The following is a 25,420-nucleotide window of genomic DNA, read 5'->3' on the forward strand; positions in this document are numbered from 1 at the left end:
ATCCGTTGCCGGCCATGCCGCTGCGCTGGATCCCGGTGGTGCTGGCGCTGGCCTGGGGCTTGAACTGGCCGGCGGTGAAGATCATCCTCGGCTCCGTGCCGCCCTTCCTGGCCCGCGGCATCGGCCTGGGCGGTGGTGTGCTCGTGCTGTTCGCGTTGGCAGCCTGGCAGGGCAGGGACCTGCGACCCCGCCGCGCCGACGCCATCCCCATCCTGATCGGCGGCGGCTTCACCGTGGCACTGTTCAACTTCGCGACCGCTTTCGCGCAGCTCAACACCAGCACATCGCGCGCCGCCGTTCTCACGTTCACGATGCCGATGATGAACGCGGCGCTGGCCGCGCTGCTGCTGGGTGAACGGCTGGGCGCCGCAGGCGCAGCGGCGCTGGCGCTGGGCATGGCCGGCGTGGCCGTGCTCGCCTGGCCGGTGCTCGACGGCGCGCTGCACGGTGCTTCGGTGGCCGGGCTGGTGTTCCCGCTGCTGGCCGCGCTGGTGTGGGCGCTGGGCAGCATGGTGATGAAGCGCTGGCCGATGACCGGCGACCGTGTCGTGGCCACCGCCTGGCAGCTGGCCGTGGGTGCACTGGCTGCGCTGGCCGCCGCGGCGGTGGCCGGCGAGGCCTGGCCGACGACCTGGCCCGCGGCAACGCTGGTGGCCATGGGCTTCCACGTGCTCATCGCCACCGCAGTGGCCTACGTGCTCTGGTACCGCCTGCTGGGCGCCGTGTCGGCCACCGTGGCCGGGCTCACCACGCTGGCGGTGCCGGTGGTGGGCGTGCTCGGGGCGATGCTGCTGGTGGGCGACCGCCCCGGTGGTCTGGACCTGCTGGGCTTCGCGGCCGTGCTCGGCGGCGCGGCGTTGGCGATGCGGGCGATGGCTCGGCGTTGAACCGGACGGGCTGCCGTTCAGGCCGCCAGCCAAGCGTCCACCAGGCGGTGGAAAGCCTCGGGCTGGTTCACCGTCACCCAGTGTCCGGCCTTCAGCCCATGAACGGCGCCGCCGGGCGTGGCGGCGATGCGCTCGGCCCAGGCTGGCGCGTGGAACATGAAGGGCTTTCGCGTGCCATAGACGAACAGCATCGGGCAGGCTGGGCTCACGCGGCGTGACCCCTTGAAGCCGCCGGTGAACTGCATGACGTACGAATGGTTCATCGTGGCACCGATGGTGGCCGGATCGCCGGGTGCCCGCAGCTGGCGCGCCATCCAGCGCGTCATGCGGTCGCCCACGGCGCGCGGCAACTGGTACGCCAGCGCCAGCCAGCCCTGGTAGGCCAGGACGCCGGCCTTGGCCTGCCACGGCAGGCTGCGCAGGAACTCGCCCGAGGCCGTCTCGCCGACGTCGATGCCGACGATGCGTGCCACCCGCTGCGGGTGCTGCATCGCGAACTGGTAGCCGTAGACCGCGCCCCAGTCGTGCAGCATCAGCGTCACGGGTTCGCCTGGACTCGCGGCGTCGACGATCGCCGCCAGGTGGTCGACCATGGCCTGCAGCGTGAGAGGACGCCGCGGCCCGTGCATGTCGAAGCCCGGCAGCGTGAAGCGCACGCAGCGGAAGCGGTCGCGGAAGTGCGCCACCTGCGGGGTCCACAACGCGGCCGTGTCGGGCCAGCCGTGCACCATCACCAGCGTGGCCGGCCCGCTGCCGTCGACCAGGACCTCGGTGCCGTCGACCGTCAGTCGCGTGCCGGTCTCAGGCACGATAGAACGGCGCGTCACCCTTGATCGTGGCGCGGTGCATCACCCGCCGCGACGGCACGTAGTCGGCGGTGGCGTAGTGCTGCGTCAGGCGGTTGTCCCAGAAGGCGATGTCGCCCAGCTTCCAGCGCCAGCGCACGGTGAACTCCGGCTTGGCGATGTGCGCGTACAGCTGGCGCAGCACGGCGTCGCTCTCGGTGGGGGTCAGCTCGACGATGCGGGCGGTGAAGCCCTCGTTGACGAACAGCCCCTGGCGGCCGCTGACCGGATGCGTGCGGATCACCGGGTGCAGCCGCGGCGGGTGATCGATGCGCGCCTGCTCCCAGCGCACCTTCTCTTCCGGCGTGCGGGCAAAGCGCCAGGCCGGGAAGGAACGCAGGATGTCGTGCTCGGCGTGCAGGCCGCAGAGCATGCGCTGCCAAGGCTTCGACAGGGCCTCGAACGCGGCGATGCCGCTGGCCCACAGCGTGTCGCCACCGCGCGGCGGCAGGTGCTGCGCCGACAGGATCGCGCCCATCGCCGGCTCGGCCAGGAAGGTGACGTCGGTGTGCCAGTTGTCGTTGTCCGGCGGGTTGTCATCGCTGGTGTCGAGCACCACGATCTCCGGCACGCCCGGCGCGTGCGGGTAGATCGGGTGCGTGATCAGCTCGCCGAAGCGGCGGGCCAGGTCGCGCTGCTCGGGGGGCGTGATCGGCTGGTCCTCGAAGAACAGCACGTGGTGCTCGAGCAGCGCCGCCATCAGCGCGTCGCGCGTGGCGTCGTCGATGCCGCCGGCCAGGCGAACGCCGCTGACGCGGGCGCCGATGGCGGGACTGAAGGGCTGGATCTGCAGGCTCATGGCCGACTCCTCACGTGTGCCGCGATGTTAGCCGCGCGTGGCCGCCAGGCCGGCTTCGAGCGCCCGCTCGGGCAGCTCGCCCGCCAGGCCGATGGCCACCAGCGCCGGTGCCAGATCCTTGCGCGCGTCGCGCAGGCGCAGGCTGCCGTGGCGGCCGGCGTACTGCAGCTCGGCCCAACGGCCGTCGGCCAGCGGCAGCAGGCCCTTCAGGCGCAGCACGCCGGCGGGCAGCTGGCGCAGCCACTGGCGCAGCAGCGCCGGGTCGTAGGGGCCGGCGCCACGCGTGGCCCACTGCGCGAAGCGCTGCCCGTGGCGCGGGTCCGGGCCGGCCGGCCAGCCGCCGCGTGCCACGTGCAGTCCGGCGCCGCAGACGGCCGGCCAGGGCAGGTCGGCGTGCGAGGTGGTCAGCCGTGGCGCCGTCGGCGCGTGGGCTGCTGCCCAGGCCTCGGCTGCCGACAGCGTGATGGCGTCGCAGCGGTCGGCGTGGTTCAGCAGCACGAGGTCGGCATGCGCCAGCGGGCGCCGCACGCTGTCCGCGAGCCGACGGTCGGCATCCATGGCCACGATGGCGGCAGTGTCGACCAGCACCACCACGGCTTCCAGCACCAGCGCCGGGTCGGCCAGCGCGTACTGCGCCACGCGCCAGGGGTCGGCCACGCCGCTGGTCTCGACGACGATGGCGTCCACGGCAGGCGTCATGGCCAGCACCTGGGTCAGCGCGCCGCCCAGGTCGTCGCCGACGGCGCAGCACACGCAGCCGTTGGCCAGCGCCAGCGTGCGGTGGCCGGCGGTGTTGTCGAGCAGCGTGCCGTCGACGTCGATGGCGCCGAAGTCGTTGACCAGCACCGCCAGGCGCTGACCTTCGGCTTCGCGCAGCCAGCGGTTGAGCAGCGTGGTCTTGCCGGCGCCCAGGAAGCCGCCGATCACGACGAAGGGGATGCGTGGCACCACGCGTGCTTCAGCCCGCGGCGAAGCAGCGGCCGCCGAGCACCGTGCCGTGCACCGCGATGTCCTTCAGCGCCTCCGGCGACACGTCGCGCGGGTCCTGCGCCAGCACGGCGAAGTCGGCGCGCTTGCCGACGGCGATGCTGCCGATCTCGCCGTCCAGCCCCAGCGTGGCGGCCGGGCCCAGCGTGACGGCGTGCAGGGCCTCGTCCACCGTCAGCCGCTCGCCGGCGCCCAGCACACGGCCCGCCGGGGTGACTCGGTTGACCGCACACCACACGCTGAACAGCGGCCCCAGCGGTGTCACCGGTGCGTCGGAATGGATGGCCAGCGTCACGCCGGCGTCCAGCGCGCTGCGGCAGGCGTTCATGCGCGCCGCACGGTCGGGGCCCAGTGTCATGTCGTGGTGGGCGTCGCCCCAGTACCAGAGGTGGTTGGGGAACAGGTTGGCGTGCAGGCCCAGCGCGGCCATGCGGCGGAACTGCGCGCGGTCGATCATCTGCCCGTGCTGCAGCGTGTGCCGGTGGCCGGGCCGCGGGCAGCGGGCCAGCACGCGCTCGATGGCCTCGATGGCGGCCTCGCTGGCCTCGTCGCCGTTGGTGTGGGTGTGGATGGTCAGGCCGGCGCGGTGATAGGTCTCGAAGTCGGCCTCGTACTGCGCCGGCGCCGTCACCCAGATGCCGTTGGCCGCGCCGTTGACGTAGCCGGGCCAGCGCAGCCGCGCGGAGTAGCCCTGGATGGAACCGTCCAGCATCATCTTCACCAGGCCGTAGCGCAGCCGTTCGCGGCTGCGTCTGTGCAGCCCGGCCACGTAGTCCGCGCCGGCGGCCGCGCCGTGCGTGCCATGAAAGGCCTGGAAGGCCGGCAGCAGGCGCACGCGGCAGGCGTCGTCGTCGTCGGCGTAGGCTTCCAGCCGCGCCAGGTCGGCTTCGGTGAGCTTGTTGACGAGGTCGGTGGCCGTGGTCACGCCGGCGCGGCAGGCGATGCGGCCGAAGTCGCGCAGCGCGCCGTCGCTCAGCGGCGCCATCGGGCCCACCGGGCCGATGTGCTTGAACACCAGGTACATGGCCGCCGGCTCGCGCAGTTCGCCGTCGGGCGTGCCGTCGTCCAGGCGGCCCACGCCTTCGACCTCGATGTGCTCGTCGATGCCAGCGCGGGCCAGCATCGTGCGGTTGGCGTTGAGCAGGTGCACGTTGGCGTGCACGATGACGATGGGCCGCGCGGTGGGGGATTCGTCCACCGCGTCCAGCGTGCGGACCGTCATGCGCTCGCCACCGAAGTAGATGGGGTCGAAGCCCCAGCCCACCAGCGGCACGTCCGCGCCCAGGCCGGCGGCGGCCATGCGCGCGTCGGCCTCGCGCAGGCGTTCGACCACTGCGGCCATGCTGCGCAGGGCGGGCCAGACACGGCCGTCCGGGCCGCGGCGTTCGTGCCAGCCGAGGTAGACGTCGCGCCACACGCCGCCCTCGGCCAGGTGGCAGTGGCCCTCGACGAAGCCGGGCAGCAGCACCTGGTCGGCGAATCGCTCGTCGAGTGTGAAAGGCCCCCAGGCCGCCATGCGCGCCTGGTCGCCGACGGCCAGGATGCGGCCGTCGCGCACGGCGACGTGCGTGGCCTCGGGCTGGCCCGGTTCCAGCGTGACGATGCGGCGGGCGGCGAAGACGGTGGTGGTGGTGGTGTCGGTGGCGTGTTCGGTCACAGCGGATCCAGCGGGTAGATGGGCCGCCGCAGGCGGTGGAAGGGCAGGGCGGCGTAGTCCGAGGTGCAGACGCCGGTGCCGTTGCACTCGACGATGTGCCGCGCCAGCGACCCCAGACCGGCACGCCAGTGCACGCGGCTCTTGAGCATCAGGAACCGGGCCCGTGCCGGGTCGATGCCGACGGCGTCGAAGGCGGCGAGGTCGTGCGGCTCCACGTGGTTGGAGATCACGACGATGCGCACGCCACCGGTGTCCAGCACGGCGGTCGGCCCCATGTGATTCGACTCGCCGGCGGCCATGGGGCCGCGGTTGCGGAAGCGGCCGTCGCCCAGGTGCACCACGCGGCCCGAGACCATGCGAGGCGCACCGGCCAGTCCGAGCGTCGGCATCGCCAGCTTGCCGCCCAGCGGCAGGGTCAGCGTGGCGCCGACGCCGGCGGCGTGCATGGCCAGCGCAGCTTCCGGGTCGAAGACGGCGAAGGCCACCGCGTCCTGCAGTCCGGCGTCGAGCATGGCGCCAAGCACCGTCATCGTGTCCATGGTGCCGCCGCTGGCGCAGTTGTCGCAGTGGTCCAGCAGGACCACCGTGCCGCCGTCGGTGGCCAGCTTCCGAGCGCGGGCCATCGAGTCGGCCAGGGGTTCGGGCGTGAACACGAAGCCTTCGCGCTGCGCCCAGGCCATGTCCAGCAGCTCGTCGCACCAGAGGCGCGCCAGCGCGGCGTCGCCGTCCGTCACGACCACGGCCGACAGGCCGGCGAATTCGACGTCGGCGTTCGGGAAACCGACGAAGACCGTGGCGCACAGCGCGCCCGCGGCCTCCATTTCGCGGCAACGGGCCTGCAGCGCGCGGTTGGGGCCGTCGTGCGTGCCCTGGCGCATCACGTGCGGCAGCATCGGGCGCCGGCCCCAGGCCATTTCTGGCCGGGCCTGGCCCTGCAACTGGGCCAGCAGCGCGCGGCCGGCGCGCTGGCCGGTGCCGTGCATGTCCACGTGCGGGTAGGTCTGGTAGCCGGCCATCACCGTGCTGTGCACACCCATGGTGTCCGACAGGTTGGTGTGCATGTCCAGCGCCACGCCGATGGGCACGGTGGGCGCCACGGCACGCACGCGCCTCAGCAGTTCGCCTTCGCCATCGTCCAGGTGTTCGGCCACCATGGCGCCGTGCAGGTCCAGCAGCACGCCGTCGCAGCCGGCGGCCACGGCGTCGACGATGCGGCCGGCCATGTGCTCGTAGGCCGCCTCGTCGACCGGCCCGCTGGGCCAGGCGTTGGCGGCGATGGGCAGCACGATGTCCGCGCCGGCCGCTTCGGCCTGCTCCACGAAGGCGGCCAGTGCCGCGCCCGTGCCGCGGCAGGCCTCGCGCGCGGCGTCACCCGACAAGGGCTCGCCACCACCGACGGCAAAGCGCGCCAGCGGCGTGGGCACGGGCGAGAAGGTGTTGGTCTCGTGCTTCATCTGCGCGATCACCAGGCGCATGCGTGGGCTCCCTGTGGCTTGGGGCATTCCCCGGGGTGGACGGCCGTGAGCGTCACCGAAGATGCGGGCCTGCGCCACAGGCACAACCCGAGCATGCCCCCCACCGACCTTGCCGACTGCAGCGCCACCGAGCTGCTGCAGCTGTACCGCACGCGCGCCGCCTCCCCGGTGGAGGCCACGCGCGCCGCGCTCGACCGCATCGAGCGCCACAACCCGCGGCTGCGCGCCTTCGTGCACGTGGCCGGCGACGAGGCCATGGCCGCCGCCCGCGCCAGCGAGGCGCGCTGGCTGCGCGACGAACCCATGGGCGCGCTCGACGGCGTGCCGGCCTCGATCAAGGACCTCATCCTCACCCGCGGCTGGCCCACGCTGCGCGGCAGCCGCACGCAGGACGCCAACCAGCCCTGGGACGTGGACGCCCCGGTGACGGCCCGCCTGCGCGAGGCCGGCGCGGTGCTGCTGGGCAAGACGTCGACACCGGAGTTCGGCTGCAAGGGCGAGACCAACTCGCCGCGCAGCGGCCTGTCGCGCAACCCCTGGGACCCGACGAAGACGCCGGGCGGCTCGTCCGGCGGCGCCGCCATCGCGGTGGCCTGCGGCATGGGGCCGATAGCCGTGGGCACCGACGGCGCCGGCAGCGTGCGCATCCCGGCGGCCTTCTGCGGCAACGTGGGCCTCAAGCCCAGTTTCGGCCGCGTGCCAGCCTACCCGCTGTCGCCCTTCGGCAGCGTGGCCCACCTGGGCCCGCACACGATGAGCGTGGCCGATGCGGCGCTGGCGCTCAACGTGATGTGCCGGCCGGATGCGCGCGACTGGACGGCGCTGCCGCCCACCGACCGCGACCACCGGCTGGGCCTGCAGGATGGCCTGGAAGGGCTGCGCATCGCGTGGTCGCCGACGCTGGGTTACGCGAAGAGCGTGCACCCGGAGGTGGCGGCCGCCTGCGCATCGGCCGTGCAGCGGCTGGCCGACGCGGGCGCGACCATCGAGGCCATCGACCCCGGCATCGAGGACCCGCTGGAGATCACCACCGGCCTGTGGTTCGTCGGCTCGTGGACGCTGTGGAACACGCTGAGCCCCGAGCAGCAGGCCGTGGCCGACCCGGACTTCCGGGCCCAGGCAGAGATCGGCGCGGGCTACAGCGCGCTGGACGTGCAGCGGCTGAACCTGCGTCGCGGCGCCCTCGGTTCGCACATGCGGCAGTTCATGCAGCGCTGGGACCTGCTGGTGACGCCGGCGGTGGCGGTGCCGGCCTTCGACGTGCGCGAGCCCGGCAGCGCAGCGATGAACCCGCAGAGCATGCTCGGCTGGACGCCCTTCAGCTACCCGTTCAACCTCACGCAGCAGCCGGCGATCACCGTGCCCTGCGGGCTGACGGCCGGGGGCCTGCCCATCGGCCTGCAGTTCGTGGGCCCGATGTTCGACGATGCCCTGGTGCTGCGAGCAGCACGTGCCTGGGAGCGGCTGCACCCGGTGCCGCGGCCGGACCTGTCGCGGCTGGAGGCGGCATGACGCGGCCGGTGCGATCGGGCGGTGGCGACCCGGCCCTGCTGCCAGCGCACGAACTGGCGCGCGGCCTGCGGCGGCGCGAGTGGTCGTCGCTGGAACTGCTGGACCACTTTGCGGCCCGCGTCGAGCGGCTGGACGGGCGCATCAACGCGATGCCGGTGCGCGACCTGGACCGCGCGCGCGACGCGGCACGCGCGGCCGATGCGCGGCTGGCGGCCGGGCAGGTCGACGGCCCGCTGCACGGCGTGCCCATCAGCGTGAAGGAGAGCTTCAACGTCGCCGGCCTGCCGACGACCTACGGCTTCGAGGCCTTCCGCCACAACCTGGCCGCCACCGACGCCGTCACCGTGCAGCGCCTGAAGGCCGCCGGCGCCGTCGTCTTCGGCAAGACCAACGTGCCGGTCTCGCTGGCCGACTGGCAGAGCTTCAACCCGGTCTACGGCACGACGAACAACCCCTGGGACCTGGGCCGCACACCCGGCGGCTCGTCGGGCGGCTCGGCGGCGGCGCTGGCCGCCGGACTGACGGCGCTGGAACTCGGCAGCGACATCGGTGCCTCGATCCGCAACCCGGCGCACTACTGCGGCGTCTGGGGGCACAAGCCCACCTGGGGCGTGGTGCCGCTGGTCGGCCACGAACTGGTGCCGATGGCCGATGCCGACGCCTTCGACATCGCCGTGGCCGGGCCACTGGCCCGCAGCGCGCACGACCTGGCGCTGGCGATGGACATCCTGGCCCAGCCGCTGGACGTGACCACGCCGCTGGGCCGCCTGCCCGTGGCCTGGCGCGACCCCGGCCTGCCGCCGCGCCGCTGCCGCGTGGCGGTGCTGTTCGACGATACCGAGGCCGAGGTCGACGCCAGCGTCCAGCAGGCCCTGCGTGACCTGGTGGACTTCCTGCGCCGCGAAGGCGTGCAGGTGACCGAGGACGCGCGGCCGGTGGACAGCGCCGAGGCCAACGACGTCTACCTGCACCTGCTGCGCGCGGCCACCGGCTCGCACTACGACGACGCCACCTACGCCCAGGTGCAGCAGCGTGCGCGGGGCTACGCCGCCGACGACCGCAGCTACGCCGCACGCCACATGCGCGGCAGCGTCTTCACGCACCGCGACTGGGTGCGCATGGACCAGCGGCGCAGCGGGCTGCGCCGGCAGTGGGCGGCGTTCTTCGAGCGCTTCGACCTGCTGATCTGCCCGGTGGCCACGACGCCGGCCTTCCCCCACATGCAGACCGGTGAACGCTGGGAGCGCATGATCCCGGTGGACGGGCGAGATGGGCCAACCCGCCAGCCCAGCACCGACGCCCTGTTCTGGGCTGGCTACCCAGGCATCGTTGGTGTGCCGGCCACGGCCGTGCCGCTGGGGTTGAGCCCACAGGGGCTGCCGGTGGGGGCGCAGATCGTCGGCCCGCTGTTTGCCGACCCGCTGTGCCTTCGCTTTGCGCAGTGGATCGAAGACCACTACCGCGCATTCGTGCCGCCACCGATCGCGACCGAGACTTCCTGACCGCTCCCATGACCGACATCGTCACCGTCCATCCTGCCGCGCTCGATGCGGCCGTTCAGGCGCTGTTCCGCGCTGCCGGCAGCCACGAGGAGGAAGCGCGCCTCGCGGCGGCGCAGCTCGTCGGTGCCAACCTCACCGGCCACGACTCGCACGGCGTGGGCATGATCCCGATCTACGTCGAGATCCTGCAGGCCGGCGAGCTGCACCTCAACCGCAAGCCCGACACCGTGCTGCGGGCCGGCGCACTGACCGTGCTGGACGGCGGCATGGGCCTGGGCCAGGTGGCCGGGTTCGAGGCCATGCAGGTGGCCATCGCAGGCGCCAAGGAACACGGCATCAGCCTCACTGGCCTGCGCATGAGCCACCACATCGGCCGCATCGGCCATTGGGCCGAACTGGCGGCAGCCGAGGGCCTGGTGTCGCTGCACTTCGTCAACGTGATCAGCACGCCGGTCGTCGCACCCTTCGGTGGCGGCGACGCGCGCCTGGTGACCAACCCGGTGGCCATCGGCGTGCCGCGGGTGGGTGCGCCGCCGCTGATCCTGGACTTCGCCACCAGCAAGCTGGCCGTGGGCAAGGTGCGCGTGGCGCTCAACAGCGGCAAGACCCTGCCGCCGGAGGTGCTGCTGGACGCCCAAGGCCGGCCGACGCAGGACCCGGCGCAGCTCTTCGCCGGCGGTGCGCTGCTGCCCTTCGGCGACCACAAGGGCTCGGGCCTGGCGCTCATGTGCGAGATCCTGGGCTCGGCCCTGTTCGGCGGCCCGGTGCAGCACGAGGTGCCCACGCGCCGGCGCATCGTCAACAACATGCTCACCATCGCCATCGACCCGGCCCGCCTGGGCACGCTGGACGCACTGTCGGCCGACATCGCGCGGCTGGTGGACTGGGTGCGCGCCTCGCCGGCCACCGGGGAGGGCGGCGTGCAGGTGGCGGGCGAGCCGGAACTGGCCGCGCGTGCGGCGCGCGCCGACGGCGTGCCCATCGACCGCGAGACCTGGCGCCAGCTGGAGACGGCGGCCGACACCGTCGGCCTGGGCGCGGCTGCGTGGCGCGCCGCCTGCGGGGTGTCCGGCACGGCGGACACCGCGGCCTGAACCTGGGGTCGGCCCTTCCGGGTCAATGCGGATAAGGGCCGCCGGGTTCGCGGCCTACCATCCGGCGTGAGCCGCCATCGGCCAATCATCACACCATATGACCAAGGAGACCGCATGACCCGTCGCCACACCTTCGCCACCGTCGCCGTCGCTGCCACCTTGCTCGTCGCCGGTGCGGCGCAGGCCCAGCAGCTGCGCCTGATGACCGGCCCGCAGGGCGGGTCCTGGTACCCGCTGGGCGGCGCCATCGCCAACATCGGCGAGAAGGCCGGCCTGAAGCTGCAGGTGCTGCCCGGCGCCGGCATCGCCAACGTCAAGGCCATCCAGGGCGGCAAGGCCGACATGGGCTTCGCCAACTCCATCTCCACCGTCGACGGCGTCGCCGGCCGCGCGCCCTTCACCGAGAAGGCCACCAACGTCTGCAACGTGGCCACGCTGTACCCGCAGTACTTCCAGGTGGTGGCCAATGCCGACAGCGGCGTGAACTCGCTGGCCGACCTCAAGGGCAAGGGCCTGGCGGTGCAGCCCAAGGGCAACACGGCCGAGTTCATCAGCCAGCAGGCGCTGGAGGTCTACGGCATGAAGTACGACGACATGGGCCGCGTGAGCTACGTGTCCTACACCGATGCCGTGTCGCTGATGAAGGACAACAACGCCCAGGCCTTCACGCTGGGCACCACGGTGCCGGCCTCGGCCATCATGGACCTGGCCTCGGCGCGCGACATCAAGCTCATCTCGATCCCGGACGACAAGTTCCAGGCCATGCGCAAGCTGAACCCGGGCTACACCAAGCTGGTGATCCCGGCCGGCAGCTACCCCAAGCAGACCGCCGACGTGCAGACCATCGGCTACGCCACGCACGTGATCGCGCGCTGCGACCTCGACGCCGACGCCGTCTACAAGGTGCTCAAGGGCATGGTCGACAACAAGGGTGACCTCGCCGCCATCGCCAAGGCCATGGCCAGCACCACGCCGAAGATGATGGCCGAGGACATCGGCGTGCCGCTGCACAAGGGCGCCGAGAAGTTCTACAAGGAAGCGGGCGTCCTCTGAGCGCCGACGCCGTCGCCACGGAAGCGCCGGCCCGCGGGGGCTGGACCGCGCACATCGTCACCGCGGTCGCGGTGGCGATGTCGGCCTTTCACCTCTGGGTGGCCTTCGTCGGGCCCCCGGAGGCGTACGTCATGCGCGGCACGCACCTGGCGTTCGCGCTGGTGCTGGCCTTCCTGGTGATGCCGGGGCTGACCGGCCGCGCCGAACGGCCGGGCTGGTTCGGCTGGGCGCTGGTGCTGGCGGCGGCGGCCTGCGCGCTGTACGCCAGCGCCAACCTCGAGTACATCCGCAACCGCATGTACTACGTCGACGACCCGGTGGTCGCCGACTACGTCTTCGGCGGCGGCCTGATCCTGCTGCTGATCGAGGCCACGCGGCGGGCGACCGGCTGGGCGCTGCCGGCCACGGCCATCGTCTTCGCGGCCTACGGGCTGACGCTGGGTGGGCAGTCGCCGGGCATCATGCTCGACCAGCTGTACCTCACCACCGAGGGCATCTTCGGCATCCCGCTGTATGTCAGCGCCACCTACGTGATGCTGTTCATCCTGTTCGGCGCCTTCGTCGAGCGCAGCGGGGCGGGGCAGCTGTTCATGGACTTCGCGCTGGCGCTGGCCGGCCACACCAGCGGCGGGCCGGCCAAGGTGGCGGTGATCACCAGCAGCCTGTTCGGCACCGTCTCCGGCAGCGCGGTGGCCAACGTGATGACCACCGGCACCTTCACGATCCCGCTGATGAAGCGCAGCGGCTACCGGCCGGCCTTCTCCGGTGCGGTGGAGGCGGTGGCGTCCACCGGCGGCCAGCTGATGCCGCCGATCATGGGCGCGGCGGCCTTCGTGATGGCCGAGTTCCTGGGCGTGAGCTACCTGAAGGTGGCCGCCTTCGCGCTGCTGCCGGCGGTTCTGTACTACCTGGCCGTGTTCATGGCGGTGCACTTCGAGGCCCGCCGCATCGGCCTGAAGGGCCTGCCCAAGGCCGACCTGCCGCGCCTGAAGCAGGTGCTGACCGAGCGTGGCCACCTGTTCCTGCCGCTGGTCATCATCATCGGCGTGCTGCTCTCCGGCCGCAGTGCCGCCTTCGCGGCGCTGGTGGGCACGTTGTCCGTGGTGCCCACCACCTGGCTGCGGGCCAGCACGCGCCACACCTTCACGCCGCAGGTCGTGCTGCAGGCGCTGGAGGCCGGTGCGCGCAACACCATTGTCGTGGCGCTGGCCTGCGCCTGCGCCGGCATCGTCATCGGCACCATCACGCTCACCGGCCTGGGCCTGAGCTTCACCGGAGTGGTGCTGGCGCTGTCGCAGAACTCGCTGATCCTGGCGCTGCTGCTGACCATGCTGGCCGGCATCCTGCTGGGCATGGGCCTGCCCACCACGCCAGCCTACATCGTGCAGGTGGCCCTGCTGGTGCCGGCACTGGTGAAGCTGGGCGTGGCGGTGGAGGCGGCGCACCTTTTCGTGCTGTACTTCGCCGTGCTCTCGGCCATCACGCCGCCGGTGGCGATGGCGGTGTATGCCGCCAACGGGCTCTCGGGTGCCGGCCTGATGGACAGTTCGTGGGCGGCGGTGAAGCTGGGCCTCACCGGCTACATCATCCCCTTCATGTTCGTGTTCGCGCCGTCGCTGCTGCTGATCGGCGAGCCGCTGAACGTGGCCCTGGCCACGCTGACGGCGGTGGTTGGCGTCACCTGTCTGGCCGGGTCGCTGCACGAGTACTTCTTCCTCGGCAAGGCGCGCCCCTGGGAGCGCGTGCTGCTGTTCGTCGCGGCCCTGGTGCTGATCAAACCGGGCTGGGCCACCGACCTGCTGGGCCTGGCGCTGATCGCCATCACGCTGGCCAGCCAGCGCTGGGTGCGGCGGCCCGAACCCTCTGCCGAGACGGCCTGACACCGACGGCAAGGACTGCACCGACCGCATGACCGACCGCACCATCGACCTCTACAGCTTCGACACCCCCAACGGCCGCAAGATCAGCGTGGCGCTGGAGGAACTGGGCCTGCCCTACCGCGTGCATGTCGTCGACATCACGAAAGGCGAGCAGCACGCGCCGGAGTTCGTCCGCCTGAGCCCCAACCACAAGATCCCGGCCATCCTGGACCCCGACGGCCCCGGCGGTCACCCGCTGTCGGTCTTCGAGTCAGGGGCGATCCTGATCTACCTGGCGGAGAAGGCCGGCCGCGGACTGCCGGCCGACCCGGTGCGCCGCGTCCGCGCACTGGAGTGGCTGATGTGGCAGATGGGCGGCTTCGGGCCCATGCCGGGCCAGGTGCACCACTTCATCGCGCTGGCCGACGAGGCCGACCGGCGCTACGGCCTGGCGCGCTACATGAAGGAGACGCGCCGGCTGTACGAGGTCATGAACGAGCACCTGTCGGCGCACGAGCACTTCGCCGACGAGTTCAGCATCGCCGACATCGCCATCGTGGGCTGGACCTGGCGCCACCCGCGGCACGAGGTCGATCTGGCGGACTATCCCCACGTGAAGCGCTGGTACGACGCCGTGATGGCGCGCCCGGGCGTGCTGCGCGGGTTCGCCGTGCCGCTGCGTCGGACCTGAACGGGACGCGGCCCCACCACGCTCTGGCCGTCAGGCAGGCACCGACGGCAGGCCGGATGCCGCCATCGCCCGTTCCACCTCGACGCGGGCCTGGTCGACCAGCCTGTCGGCCATGCAGGTGCGGCAGGCACTCGTGCCGAAGTGGCCGTGGCCGCAGAGGCTGAAGAGATGGTCTCGCTGCGGTCCTCGGCCTTGTAGCGCAGCGCCTCGACGATGGCGCCCTTGCCCGCCCGACTGAACAGGCTGCTGGCGAAGAACAGCGACGATCCCCGCTGGCCGGACGCCGGTCTCGGTGGTGAGCTTCTTCACGCCGGCCTGGGCGTTGTGCCGGCCCCGGGGTGGGGATCGGGCTCTCGCGCTCGGTGCTGACCTCCGGCCCGGTCAGCGCCATGGGGAACAGCGAGGCCAGGTCGTCTGGGCCGACCGGCTGCAGCGTGCCCGGGGGCAGCGGTGGGGACAGCGGTAGCGGCAGGTCGGCGCAGAGGTCGTACCAGTGGGTGGGCATGCGCAGCCCGTCGAGCCGGACCCTGGTCTGCAGCATGGCAGCGGTCTGCGGTTTGTTGACAGCTTGGCGGCCAGTGTGTGTGCCCCTCGACGGCAAGGACCCCTCGATCCGGTGGTTCCCGGGTGGACGCGACGGGCCTGCTGCCTAGAATCCGGCCGCCGGCATCACGCTTGCCCGCATAAATCACCGGCAAAGCGTCCGACCAGACGCATCGACCCGACGACACGAGGCGCGGCTCACGCGGCGCGCCGGAGGAGGAACTGTTCGCATGCCCAGGCTCTGGCTGGTGCTGGCTGGCCCGCTGCTCGCGCTGATGGCGTTTGCCGCGACGGCACAGGCTCCTGCGCCTTCAGCCGACGAGGAGGCCATGGCGAGGGCGCGCCGTCAGGCCGAGAACCCGCTGCGCCGCATCCTGGAGGCCAGCCGCATCACGGTGCGCCGCCGGGTCTCGGCGGATGCGCCTGAGGCGGCAGCGTCTGCCGTCGTCAGCCCCGCAGGCGTGGCCAGCGGCGACCGGCTGGCCAGCGAAGATGCCGTTGCGCCGTCGGGCATCCGGATCACGGTGGAGCCGATCCTGCCGCCGAGGCGCGGCGCGGCGCCGGCGGCGATCACTGCGGACGTGTCGGTGGCCCAGCCATCGACCCCGGTGCGGCCGGCGCCGTTGCCTGCAGTGGGTCAGGGTAGTGGGCCGCCGCGGGCGCCAGAGGCGGTCGCGACGCCGCCTGCGGAGGCGGACGCGGCGCGCCTGGCCGAGGATCTGCCCGCGACGCCACTGCCGGCACCGGTGTTCAAGACCATGGAGTGGGCACCGGATCAGCCGGCCGCGACCGTCTCCGCCCCCAGCCAGGCGGTGCCGGCGAACCCGCCTGCCGTCACGTCCGTGCCCCCAGGCGACCCCATGGCGTTCCCGCAGTCGCCGGAGCCAGCGGTCACGGTGCCGAAAGAGATGCCAGAGACATCGTCGCCAGCCTTGCCGTCAACGCCGGCACTGCGCACGATGATCGAGCCGGCGCTGACCGACCGCCTGCGTGATGAACTCGGCCTGGTGGACGTCGTGTCGGTGGACCTCACACTGGCCACCGACGGCTCGGTCCAGGACGCGACGTTCCTGACCCGGGTGCCGATGGGGGTGCGCCGCGTCCTGCTGTCGGCCTTGCTGCAGTGGCGCTACGAGGCGCTGGCCCAGCCCACGGTGCATCGTGTGGAACTGGCGTTCGAACGCTGAACCCGACCGGCGTGACCCAGGCATCGGCCGCACGGGTCAGCCGGGCTGCAGCACCTCCAGGGCGCGGTCCATGCCACCGCTCATGATGGTGAGCATGGCCTTTTCACGCACCGCCGGCTTGGGGTGGTAGGCGATGGACAGGCCGGCGGCGGCCATCATCGGCAGGTCGTTGGCGCCATCGCCGACGGCGATGGCCTGGGCGGTGTCGATGCCCATCAGCTCGCAGACTTCGAGCACCACGCGCTTCTTCTCGGCGCCGTCGACGATGTCGCCCCAGGGGCGGTCGAAGAGTGTGCCGGTGAGCCGGCCCTGGGCCACGCCCAGCGTGTTGGCGCGGGCGAAGTCCAGCTTGAGCTGGTGGCGGATGCGTTCGCTGAAGAAACTGAAGCCGCCGGAGACGAGCAGGGTCTTCAGGCCAGCGTCCTGGCAGGCACGCACGAAGGTCTCGACGCCCGGGTTGAGGCGCAGCCTCTCGGCCCAGACCTGCTCCAGGGCTTCCACCGGCGCACCGGCCAGCAGGGCCACGCGGCGACGCAGGGCGTCCTTGAAGTCGGTGATCTCGCCGCGCATCGCGGCTTCGGTGATGGCGGCCACCTCGTCCTTGCGGCCGACGGCGGCGGCGATCTCGTCCACGCACTCGATGTTGATCAGTGTGGAATCCATGTCGAAGGCGGCGAGGCGGAAGTCGCGCAGCTTCAATGGCGGCGTGAAGCCGCGGATGAAGAGGCCGGGGGCGTGTTCGATGGCGGACATGGGGCGCGGATGCTAGCAGCCTGACCCGCAGTGGGCGCGTCGACCGCGCTGCGGCGGCCGGCGCTCACCTGGGTCAGCCGATGCCGTAGCGGGCCTTGCGTTCGGCCGTGTACGACCACCAGCGCCGCGCGGGGGCGCCGCGCATGAAGTCGGTGGCGGCCAAAAAAATGTCGAGCACGCACGGGTCCTGCCGGCGGCCGGTGGCGCGTTCCAGGGCACGGTAGAGCGACAGCGCGTCGTGCCGCGCCAGATCGGCCGGGTCCTGGATGCCAAGACGGCGCAGGTCGCCGGCGATCGAGGGGCCGATGTTGGGCAGTTGCTCGAGCTGCCTCGCCTCGCCGGCGTGGCGGGCCTTTGCCAGGGCCGGCATGCTCAGCCTAGCATGTTGTTGCGGATCAGGCCCACCGCGATGCCCTCGAGTGCGAAGTCCTCGGTCCCGGCGGGCACGACGATGGGTTCGAAGTCGGGGTTCTCCGGCAGCAGCTCGATCCCGGTGCGCGTGCGGTGCAGGCGCTTGACGGTGACCTCGTCGCCCAGCCGGGCCACGATGATCTGGCCGTTCTTGGCCTCGTGGGCCTTCTGTACGGCGAGCAGGTCACCGTCCATGATGCCGGCGTCACGCATGCTCATGCCGCGCACCTTGAGCAGGAAGTCGGGCTTGCGGGCGAAGAGCGTGGACTCGACGACGTAGGTCTGGTCGATGTGCTCCTGCGCCAGGATGGGGCTGCCGGCGGCCACGCGGCCCACCAGCGGCAGCGTCAGCTGCGACAGGCTGGGCAGGGGCAGCATGAACTGCTTGACGCGCGACTCGTTGAGCGCCCGCAGCATGTCGCCCTTCAGGCGGATGCCGCGCGAGGTGCCGCCCACCAGTTCGATGACGCCCTTGCGCGCCAGCGCCTGAAGGTGCTCCTCGGCGGCGTTGGCCGACTTGAAGCCGAGCTCGGCGGCGATCTCGGCGCGCGTGGGCGGGGCGCCGGTGCGCGCGATGGCGCTCTGCACCAGATCGAGGATCTGCTGCTGGCGGGCGGTAAGCTTCGGGCCTTCCTGCATGTGCCACCTGTGAAGGTATCCAGTGGCTGTATTTTCATCCAGATAGGGCCAACATGCCAAGTCCCGCCTCGCGCATCGTCATCCTGGGCACCGGCGGCACCATCGCCGGGCAGGCCGCGCGGGCCGATGACGCGGTGGGCTATACCGCCGGCGCCCTTGGCGTGCAGGTGCTGATCGACGCAGTGCCGCCATTGCAGGCCGTCGACCTCGAGGCCGAGCAGGTGGCGCAGCTCGACAGCAAGGACATGGACGCCGCGACATGGCAGCGGCTGGCGCAGCGCGCGGCGCACCACCTGGCGCGGCCCGAGGTGCAGGGCGTGGTGGTGACCCATGGCACCGACACGCTGGAGGAGACCGCCTGGTTCCTGCACCGCGTGCTGGCCCCCGCCAAGCCGCTGGTGCTCACCGCGGCCATGCGCCCGGCCTCGGCCCTGTCGGCCGACGGGCCGCTGAACCTGTTGGACGCGGTGACGGTGGCCCGGCACCCCGGTGCCGCCGGGGTGCTGGCGGTGCTGGCCGGCCGCGTGCAGGCCGCCGCGGACCTGCGCAAGCGGCATGCGACGCGGCTGGACGCCTTCGCGGGTGGCGACGTCGGCCCGGTGGCGTTGGTGGAGGATGGCCGCCTGCGCGTGCTGCGTGCCTGGCCCCGCGGCGAGCCCGCGGGCCTGCAGGCCATCGCGCGCGACCCGGCCGCCTGGCCCTGGGTGGCGGTGCTGGCCAACCATGCCGGGGCCGACGGCCGCGAGGTGCGCGCGCTGCTGAACGCCGGTGTACGCGGCCTGGTGGTGGCTGGCACCGGCAACGGGTCGTTGTCGGCACCGCTGGAAGCGGCGCTGGTCGAGGCGGTCAGCGACGCCGGCGTGCCGGTGGTGCGCTGCAGCCGTTGCGCCGACGGTGCGGTCATCGATCCGCCGGGCGCGGCGTTGCCCTCGGCCGGCGAACGGTCGCCGTGGCAGGCCCGGGTGGACCTGCTGCTGGACCTGCTGGTTCAGCCCTGAATCGCGGTGCGCCGGCGGCGCGGCCAGCCGATCACACCCAGGCCGCCGGCCAGCATCGCCCAGGTACCGGGTTCCGGCACGGCGGTGACGCTGAACAGGCTGGTCGTGCCCGAGACCTCGTTGGCCACGGCCAGATACAGCACGCCGCCGGCGGTGAAGGTGGTCAGGCCCTCGGGCGACAGGTCACCCGCACCGACGATCATGTCGACGAAGCTGGCGTTGGCCGGGTCGGTGACGTCGTACACCGCAATGGCCGAGGTGGTGGTGCGCTCCAGACCGATGAAGGCCAGCGTGCGCCCACCGATGCTGCCCAATGCGACGCCCTCGGGCTCGACGCCCTTGTTGTCGCTGCGTCCGTCGTCGTACAGGCCGAGTTCGATGGCCTTGGCGTCGAGTTGGCTGCCGCTGTCGAAGACGATGTTGCCATCGGTGTCGCGGATCGAGAACGAGCGTGCGCCGAAGGCGTAGAGCTCACCGGGCGCGGAGTCGGCGGTGGACACCGTCAGCCGCGCCAGCTCGCCCGTGGCGCCGAAGCTGCTGGCGCGCGCCTCGTCCTGCTCGTCGGCACGCGAGTCGCCCTCGTTGGCCATCACGATGAAGGTCTGGCCGCCCGCGCTGTAGCTGGCCATGCCGTCGGGCTGGTAGAAGCCGTAGGCGTCGACGTTGCGCAGCTCGACCTTGCCGTCGCGGTCGCTGGGGTCGATCTCGTTGCCGGCCAGGCGGAAGTCCTTGACGCCCAGGCCCGTCACCGTGGTGATGCGGTTGCTCGCCAGGTCCACCGTGGCCATGGCGTTGGCCTCCTGCAGCGCCACGTAGGCCTTGCTGCCGGTGGCGTCGAAGACGATGTACTCCGGCTCGAAGTCCATGGTCGTGCCGCCCTTGATGCCGTCGAAGGTGCGGATGTGGCTGCCGTTGAAGGTGATGCTGCCGGCGAAGCCGGCTCGCGCGACCTCGGTGCGGCTGGCCGTGTCGATGATGCTGACGCTGCCGCGGGGGTCCACCAGTGCGGTGGTCTCGCCTTCGTTGGCCACCAGCAGGCGGCTGCCATCGGGCGAGAACGCCAGCATGTCGGGCAGAGCGCCCACGCCGACGCTGCCGGTGAAGCCGCGCGTGGCAGTGTCATAGAAGCGCACCGTGCCAGGGTCGGTCTTGGTCGCCGCGGCCACGGCCACGGCGGCCGTGCCGCCGAAGATAGCCACGCTGTTGGCTTCGCCGAAGGCAGCGGTGTCGATGTGCTGCAGCAGGCTGCCGCTACCGGCGTCCAGCACGTCCACGCCCTTCAGGCCAACCACCCACAGGCTGTTGGTCAGCGCGTCGAAGCTGACGATCTCGGAGGTCTGCCCGGCCACGCCGGTGAGGGCGTGGTCGTAGGTCCAGACGCGGTCGAAGCTCAGCGGGGCAGCCTGGGACACGCCGGCGGCGAGCAGCGCGCTGGCGATGGCGGTGCGGGTGAAGCGGTTCATGGGCGTTGCGATGTGGGGGGTGGACAACCCCGGCACAATGCCCACGCCGCGTGACGGTCGCGTGACAGGCGGCGGGCCCAGGTGGCCCGCCGCCCCCGCGAACACGGGGTCAGGCGATGGTGAACTGCACGTCCACGTTGCCGCGGGTGGCGTTGGAGTAGGGGCAGACCTCGTGCGCGGTCTTCACCAGCGCCTCGAGTTCGGCGCGGTCCATGCCCGGCACGCTGACCGTCATCGCCACCGAGATGCAGAAGGCGCCGGCCTTGCCGCTCATCGGGCCGATGCCCACCTGCGAGGTGATGCTCACCTCGGCCGGCAACTTCTTGCCCATGCGGCCCGACACGGCCTTCATCGCGCCGATGAAGCAGGCGCTGTAGCCGGCGGCGAACAGCTGTTCGGGGTTGGTGCCCGGGCCGTCGTCACCGCCCAGGCCCTTGGGCGTGGACAGGGTGACGCTCAGGCGGCCGTCGTCGGTGGCGGCGGTGCCGGCGCGGCCGCCGGTGGCGGTGGCGGTGGCGGTGTAGAGGGTGGCGTCGAGGGCCATGGTGTGCTCCTTCTGGGTCAGGGGTGGGCGGAATGGATGCGGTCGCGCAGGGCGGCGATGCGGCGGGTGAGGTCGGCCAGTTCGTCCAGGCCGCAGCCGGCGCCGGTGGCCAACTGCTCGGGGATGTGCGCGGCCTGGGCGCGCAGTGCGCGGCCCTTGGGCGTGAGCTGCAGGCGCAGCCGGCGTTCGTCGGTCGTGTCGCGCAGGCGCTGCAGGTGGCCGGCGGCCTCCAGGCGCTTGAGCAACGGGGTGAGCGTGGCCGAGTCGAGCTTCAGCCGCTCACCGATCTGGCCGACGGCGAGGCCGTCCTGCTCCCACAGCACCAGCATCACCAGGTACTGCGGGTAGGTCAGGCCCAGCGGCGCGAGCAGAGGCTGGTAGGCGCGGGTCATCGCGTGCGAGGCGCTGTAGAGCGCGAAGCACAGCTGCTTGTCGAGGGCGAGCCAGTTGGTGGGCATGCCCATATGATCGCACACGATTGAATCGCATGCGATCTAATGACGGCGAATGACCCGGCCGATCAGGAGGTCATGTCCTCCAGCTGCGTCTGCAGTTCGAGCCAGCGTTCCTCGAGCATGGCCACTTCGGCCCCCACGTGGGCCAGGCGGCGACCCAGTTCGGCGAAGTCGCTGGCGGCCGGGTCGGCCAGCGCCGCCTCGACCTCGGCCTTCTCGGCGGCCAGCTTCTCCAGTCGGGCGTCGATCTGCTGCAGTTCCACGCGCAGCGGCCGTGTCTGCGCCTGCAGCGCGGCGCGGGCCTCGCGCCCGGCTTTCCCGGCGGCCTTTCGCGGCTCCTCCTTCGGCGCCGGCGCCGGCGCTGGGACGGGGGACGGCGGCGGCGCGCCTTCTGCGGCGATGCCCGGGCGCGGTGGGGGCGGCGGTTCGCCGCCGCGCGCGATGGCGCGCGAGACCTCCAGCAGCCAGCGCTGGTAGTCGTCCAGGTCGCCATCGAAGGGCAGCACGCCACCGGCGGTGACGAGCCAGAACTCGTCGCAGACCTCGCGCAGCAGCGCGCGGTCGTGGCTGACCAGCATCACCGTGCCCTCGAACTCGTTGAGCGCGATCGACAGCGCCTCGCGCGTGGCCAGGTCCAGGTGGTTGGTGGGTTCGTCCAGCAGCAGCAGGTTGGGGCGTTGCCAGACGATGGTGGCCAGCACCAGACGGGCACGTTCGCCGCCGGAGAGCGTGCCCACGCGCTGGTGCACCATCTCGCCCTCGAAGCGAAACTGGCCGAGGAAGTTGCGCAGCTCCTGTTCGCGGGCCTGCGGGGACACCTCGCGGGCCAGCCGCACCATGCGCTGCAGTGGCGTGTCGTCGGCGCTGAGCAGGTCCATCTCCTGCTGCGCGAAGTAGCCGATGGCCAGACCCTTGCCCTCGACGATCTGCCCCCCCAGCGCCGGCAGCATATGGGCGATGGTCTTGACCAGGGTGGACTTGCCCTGGCCATTGGCGCCCAGGATGCCGACGCGCTGGCCAGCGAGCACGGTGCGCTCGACGTGACGCACGATCGTCATCTGCCCGTAGCCGCAGGACACCTGCTGCAACGACAGCATCGGGTTCGGCAGGTTGGCCGGTTCACGGAATTCGAAGTCGAACTCGCTCTCGGTGAGCACCGGCGCCAGCCTCTCCATGCGCGCCAGCGCCTTGACCCGGCTCTGCGCCTGCTTGGCCTTGGTGGCCTTGGCCTTGAAGCGGTCGATGAAGCGTTGCAGGTGCGCGATGCGCTCCTGCTGCTTGGCAAAGGCCTGCGCCGCCTGGCTCAGGCGCTCGGCGCGCATCTCCTCGAAGGCCGAGTAGTTGCCGCCGTAGCGGGTGAGGGTGGCGTTGTCCAGGTGCAGCGTGACGCGGGTGATGGCGTCCAGGAACTCGCGGTCGTGGCTGATGACGACCATCGTGCCGGCGTAGCGCTGCAGCCAGGCCTCCAGCCAGACCAGGGCGTCGAGGTCCAGGTGGTTGGTGGGTTCGTCCAGCAGCAGCAGGTCCGACGGGTTCATCAGCGCGCGCGCCAGCTGCAGCCGCATGCGCCAGCCGCCGGAGAAGCTGTTCACCGGCGCGTCCAGCTGGGCTGGCCGGAAGCCCAGGCCCAGCAGCAATGCCTGGGCGCGGGCACGGGCGTCGAAGGCGCCGGCATCGGCCAGCGCCAGATGGGCGTGGGCGATGGCCTCGCCGTCGTCCGCCGCCTCGGCCGCGGCCAGTTCTTCCTGCGCCGCCACCAGCGGCTGGTCGCCCTGGAGCACGAAGTCGGTGGCGGCGTCGGTGGTCTCCGGCATGTGCTGTGCCACCTCGCCGATGCGCCAGGTGGGCGGGATCTCGGCGTCGCCCGCGTCGGCGTGCAGGCGGCTGGCCAGCAGCGCGAACAGGCTGGACTTGCCGGCGCCGTTGCGCCCGACCAGTCCCACCTTCTCGCCCGGGTTGAGCACGACGTTCGCGTCCTGCAGCACGACCTTGGTGCCGCGACGCAGCGTGAGGTTGCGCAGCGTGATCATTTGGCGCCCTCGATGGCCGAGCGCGTCAGCAGCAGCACCTGGTCCTCGCCGGCACTGGTGGCCAGCCAGACGGTTTCCAGCTTCGGGAAGGCGGCCTCGAAGTGCGCCCGCTCGTGGCCGATCTCCAGCACCAGCACGGCCTGTGGCGTCATGTGGCGGGCCACGCCACCGAGCAGCCGGCGCACGAAGTCCATGCCGTCGCTGCCGCCGGCGAAGTTGCCGTCCAGCGCGAGGGCCGGCTCGGCGCGGTACTCCGCCGGCAGCCGGGCCATCGACGCGCGGTTCACGTAGGGCGGGTTGCACAGCACCAGGTCGTAGGCGCCGCGCGCTGCGGCCAGGCCATCGCCCTGGCGCAGCGTGATGCGCGACTCCAGGTGGTGGCGCTGCACGTTCAGTTCGGCCACCGCCAGCGCGTCCGCCGACAGGTCGGTGGCGTCGACCTTCACGTCGGGCCAGGCCAGCGCGGCCAGCACCGCCAGGCTGCCATTGCCGGTGCACAGGTCGAGCACGCGTGTGGTGTCGGCCGACAGCCAGGCGTCCAGCGTGCCGTCGGCCAGCGGCTCGGCGATCAACGAACGCGGCACGATGACGCGCTCGTCGACGGTGAACGGCACGCCCTGCAGCCAGGCCTCGCCGGTGAGGTAAGCGGCCGGCACCCGGCGTTCGATGCGTTCGTCGACCAGGGCCTCGACCTCGGCCTGGCGCTCGACGTCCACCTCCAGGTCGGCCACGTGGTCGAGTTCGTCCAGCGGCAGCCCCAGACGCCACAGCACCAGCCAGGCGGCCTCGTCGAAGGCGTTCGTGGTGCCGTGGCCGAAGGCCACGCCGGCCCCGGCGAGCCGGCGCGCGGCATCGTCGATCAGGGCGCGGACGTTCACGACGTGCCGCCGAGCAGGAACCGCTGCAGCGTGCCCTGGTAGATCGCGGTCAGCGGCGCCACCTCGGCCAGCGCCACGCGCTCGTCGATCTTGTGGATGGTGGCGTTGAGCGGCCCGAACTCCACCACCTGCGGGCAGACCTTGAAGATGAAGCGCCCGTCGGACGTGCCGCCGGTGGTGGACAGCTCGGCCGCCACCCCGGTCTCGGCCGCGATGGCGCCGACCAGCGCGTCGCTCAGCGTGCCGGGCGGCGTCAGGAAGGGTTCGCCGCCCAGGGTCCAGGCCAGGCCGTAGTCCAGGCCATGGCGGTCCAGCACCGCGTGCACACGCGCCTTCAGGCCGTCGACCGTGGACTCGGTGCTGAAGCGGAAGTTGAAGTCCAGCACCAGTTCGCCGGGGATCACGTTGGTGGCGCCGGTGCCGGCGTGCACGTTGCTGACCTGCCAGCTGGTGGGCGGGAAGAAGGCGTTGCCCCCGTCCCAGCGCGTGGCCACCAGTTCCGCCAGGGCCGGAGCCAGGTCGTGGATGGGGTTGCGCGCCAGCTGCGGGTAGGCGATGTGGCCCTGCACCCCGCGCACCGTGAGTCGGCCTGACAGCGTGCCGCGGCGGCCGTTCTTGATCACGTCGCCCAGGCGCTCCACCGACGTCGGCTCGCCGACGATGCAGGCGTCCAGCCGTTCGCCGCGCTCACGCAGCATCTCCACCAGTCGCACCGTGCCGTCCACCGACGGGCCTTCCTCATCGCTGGTGATCAGCAGCGCGATGGCGCCCGGGTGCTGCGGGTGCGCCTGCACGAAGTGTTCGGCCGCGACCACGAAGGCGGCGATCGAGGTCTTCATGTCGGCGGTGCCGCGGCCGTAGAGGTGGCCGTCGCGCACGCTGGGCACGAAGGGGTCGCTGGTCCAGCGCTCCAGCGGGCCCGTGGGCACCACGTCCGTGTGGCCGGCAAACGCGATCGTCGGCCCGGGCAGCCCGCCGCGGCGGATGGCCCAGAGGTTGGTGACGCGGAAGTGCTCGGGGCCGGCCACCAGCGTCTCGCAGGTGAAGCCGGCGGCCTCGAGCCTGGTGCGCAGCAGGTCCTGGCAGCCGGCGTCGTCCGGCGTCACGGAACGGCGCGCGATCAGCGCCTCCAGCAGGCGCAGCGTGTCGCTCATGACC

Annotated in this window: 24 protein-coding genes; 9 read left to right on the forward strand and 15 right to left on the reverse strand. The window is 72.1% G+C overall.

The annotated features are described in order from the left end of the window. Nucleotides 1–14: 14 nt before the first annotated feature. Nucleotides 15–887 carry a DMT family transporter gene (locus ENE75_RS05145; RefSeq protein WP_310733604.1) on the forward strand — a complete coding sequence of 291 codons (873 nt, stop codon included), beginning with the start codon at nucleotides 15–17 and terminating at the stop codon, nucleotides 885–887. Nucleotides 888–904: 17 nt separating this feature from the next. Here ENE75_RS05145 and ENE75_RS05150 read toward each other — a convergent pair whose 3' ends face one another. From ENE75_RS05150 to ENE75_RS05170, 5 genes are read right to left on the reverse strand one after another with little or no spacing between them, the layout of a single operon-like run. After that, a complete protein-coding gene (locus ENE75_RS05150; RefSeq protein ID WP_233258924.1) occupies nucleotides 905–1,714 on the reverse strand; it encodes an alpha/beta fold hydrolase in 810 nt (269 codons plus the stop codon). Continuing rightward, the gene (gene tauD, locus ENE75_RS05155) at nucleotides 1,689–2,531 is read right to left on the reverse strand and encodes a taurine dioxygenase (RefSeq protein ID WP_128196242.1); all 843 of its coding nucleotides are present in this window, start codon (nucleotides 2,529–2,531) and stop codon (nucleotides 1,689–1,691) included. Before tauD ends, ENE75_RS05150 begins: the two co-directional genes overlap by 26 nt. Nucleotides 2,532–2,558: 27 nt before the next feature. Next, nucleotides 2,559–3,479, reverse strand: coding sequence for a CobW family GTP-binding protein (locus ENE75_RS05160; RefSeq protein WP_310733606.1), 921 nt, complete (start codon nucleotides 3,477–3,479; stop codon nucleotides 2,559–2,561). Nucleotides 3,480–3,489: 10 nt separating this feature from the next. After that, complete coding sequence (locus ENE75_RS05165; RefSeq protein ID WP_128196246.1) at nucleotides 3,490–5,175, reverse strand: amidohydrolase; 1,686 nt, start codon at nucleotides 5,173–5,175, stop codon at nucleotides 3,490–3,492. Next, entirely contained in the window at nucleotides 5,172–6,650 is a 1,479-nt protein-coding gene (locus ENE75_RS05170; protein ID WP_128196247.1) for a M81 family metallopeptidase, read from the reverse strand. The genes ENE75_RS05165 and ENE75_RS05170 overlap by 4 nt, the downstream gene beginning before the upstream one ends. 93 nt (nucleotides 6,651–6,743) lie before the next feature. Here ENE75_RS05170 and ENE75_RS05175 point away from each other — a divergent pair, with 93 nt between their 5' ends. The 6 genes from ENE75_RS05175 (at nucleotide 6,744) to ENE75_RS05200 (ending at nucleotide 14,361) form a co-directional block, all read left to right on the forward strand. Then, nucleotides 6,744–8,162 (forward strand): amidase, encoded by a 1,419-nt coding sequence (locus ENE75_RS05175; protein WP_128196249.1) that lies wholly within the window; start codon nucleotides 6,744–6,746, stop codon nucleotides 8,160–8,162. Then, nucleotides 8,159–9,664, forward strand: coding sequence for an amidase (locus ENE75_RS05180; protein ID WP_128196250.1), 1,506 nt, complete (start codon nucleotides 8,159–8,161; stop codon nucleotides 9,662–9,664). Before ENE75_RS05175 ends, ENE75_RS05180 begins: the two co-directional genes overlap by 4 nt. 8 nt (nucleotides 9,665–9,672) lie before the next feature. Further along, nucleotides 9,673–10,758, forward strand: coding sequence for a malate/lactate/ureidoglycolate dehydrogenase (locus ENE75_RS05185; protein WP_128196252.1), 1,086 nt, complete (start codon nucleotides 9,673–9,675; stop codon nucleotides 10,756–10,758). 114 nt (nucleotides 10,759–10,872) lie between these two features. Continuing rightward, entirely contained in the window at nucleotides 10,873–11,811 is a 939-nt protein-coding gene (locus ENE75_RS05190) for a TAXI family TRAP transporter solute-binding subunit (protein WP_128196253.1), read from the forward strand. Between the two features lie 53 nt (nucleotides 11,812–11,864). Then, nucleotides 11,865–13,691 (forward strand): TRAP transporter permease, encoded by a 1,827-nt coding sequence (locus ENE75_RS05195; RefSeq protein ID WP_259371701.1) that lies wholly within the window; start codon nucleotides 11,865–11,867, stop codon nucleotides 13,689–13,691. A gap of 28 nt (nucleotides 13,692–13,719) precedes the next feature. Continuing rightward, entirely contained in the window at nucleotides 13,720–14,361 is a 642-nt protein-coding gene (locus ENE75_RS05200) for a glutathione S-transferase family protein (protein ID WP_128196256.1), read from the forward strand. Nucleotides 14,362–14,391: 30 nt separating this feature from the next. Here the strand turns inward: ENE75_RS05200 and ENE75_RS25055 are convergent, their stop codons facing one another. After that, entirely contained in the window at nucleotides 14,392–14,670 is a 279-nt protein-coding gene (locus ENE75_RS25055; protein ID WP_199232213.1) for a hypothetical protein, read from the reverse strand. 464 nt (nucleotides 14,671–15,134) lie between these two features. On the opposite strand from ENE75_RS25055, the gene ENE75_RS05210 reads away from it, so the two are divergent. Beyond that, complete coding sequence (locus ENE75_RS05210) at nucleotides 15,135–16,091, forward strand: hypothetical protein (protein WP_128196258.1); 957 nt, start codon at nucleotides 15,135–15,137, stop codon at nucleotides 16,089–16,091. 36 nt (nucleotides 16,092–16,127) lie between these two features. Here the strand turns inward: ENE75_RS05210 and serB are convergent, their stop codons facing one another. The 3 genes from serB to lexA form a co-directional block, all read right to left on the reverse strand. Next, nucleotides 16,128–16,844, reverse strand: a complete 717-nt coding sequence (gene serB / locus ENE75_RS05215) for a phosphoserine phosphatase SerB (protein ID WP_128196260.1) — start codon at nucleotides 16,842–16,844, stop codon at nucleotides 16,128–16,130. A 73-nt stretch (nucleotides 16,845–16,917) separates the two neighbouring features. Continuing rightward, the gene (locus tag ENE75_RS05220; RefSeq protein WP_128196262.1) at nucleotides 16,918–17,214 is read right to left on the reverse strand and encodes a helix-hairpin-helix domain-containing protein; all 297 of its coding nucleotides are present in this window, start codon (nucleotides 17,212–17,214) and stop codon (nucleotides 16,918–16,920) included. 2 nt (nucleotides 17,215–17,216) lie between these two features. Continuing rightward, nucleotides 17,217–17,894, reverse strand: a complete 678-nt coding sequence (gene lexA, locus ENE75_RS05225) for a transcriptional repressor LexA (RefSeq protein WP_128196263.1) — start codon at nucleotides 17,892–17,894, stop codon at nucleotides 17,217–17,219. A gap of 53 nt (nucleotides 17,895–17,947) precedes the next feature. On the opposite strand from lexA, the gene ENE75_RS05230 reads away from it, so the two are divergent. Then, complete coding sequence (locus tag ENE75_RS05230) at nucleotides 17,948–18,892, forward strand: asparaginase (RefSeq protein WP_128196265.1); 945 nt, start codon at nucleotides 17,948–17,950, stop codon at nucleotides 18,890–18,892. Here the strand turns inward: ENE75_RS05230 and ENE75_RS25230 are convergent. From ENE75_RS25230 to dapE, 6 genes are all read right to left on the reverse strand, one after another. Next, on the reverse strand, nucleotides 18,883–20,355 hold the full coding sequence (locus ENE75_RS25230) for a choice-of-anchor I family protein (protein WP_128196266.1): 1,473 nt from the start codon (nucleotides 20,353–20,355) through the stop codon (nucleotides 18,883–18,885). The two genes, ENE75_RS05230 and ENE75_RS25230, sit on opposite strands and share 10 nt — an antisense overlap. Before the next feature lie 109 nt (nucleotides 20,356–20,464). Next, entirely contained in the window at nucleotides 20,465–20,899 is a 435-nt protein-coding gene (locus ENE75_RS05240; protein WP_128196268.1) for an organic hydroperoxide resistance protein, read from the reverse strand. 17 nt (nucleotides 20,900–20,916) lie between these two features. Continuing rightward, on the reverse strand, nucleotides 20,917–21,357 hold the full coding sequence (locus tag ENE75_RS05245; protein WP_310733607.1) for a MarR family winged helix-turn-helix transcriptional regulator: 441 nt from the start codon (nucleotides 21,355–21,357) through the stop codon (nucleotides 20,917–20,919). A gap of 62 nt (nucleotides 21,358–21,419) precedes the next feature. After that, nucleotides 21,420–23,384, reverse strand: coding sequence for an ABC-F family ATP-binding cassette domain-containing protein (locus tag ENE75_RS05250; protein WP_128196271.1), 1,965 nt, complete (start codon nucleotides 23,382–23,384; stop codon nucleotides 21,420–21,422). Then, a complete protein-coding gene (prmB, locus tag ENE75_RS05255) occupies nucleotides 23,381–24,262 on the reverse strand; it encodes a 50S ribosomal protein L3 N(5)-glutamine methyltransferase (RefSeq protein WP_128196273.1) in 882 nt (293 codons plus the stop codon). The genes ENE75_RS05250 and prmB overlap by 4 nt, the downstream gene beginning before the upstream one ends. Further along, nucleotides 24,259–25,416, reverse strand: coding sequence for a succinyl-diaminopimelate desuccinylase (gene dapE, locus ENE75_RS05260; protein WP_128196276.1), 1,158 nt, complete (start codon nucleotides 25,414–25,416; stop codon nucleotides 24,259–24,261). Before dapE ends, prmB begins: the two co-directional genes overlap by 4 nt. Nucleotides 25,417–25,420: the final 4 nt, after the last annotated feature.

The sequence above is a fragment of the Rubrivivax albus genome (assembly GCF_004016515.1).
In the GTDB taxonomy this organism is placed as follows: Bacteria; Pseudomonadota; Gammaproteobacteria; order Burkholderiales; family Burkholderiaceae_C; genus Rubrivivax; species Rubrivivax albus.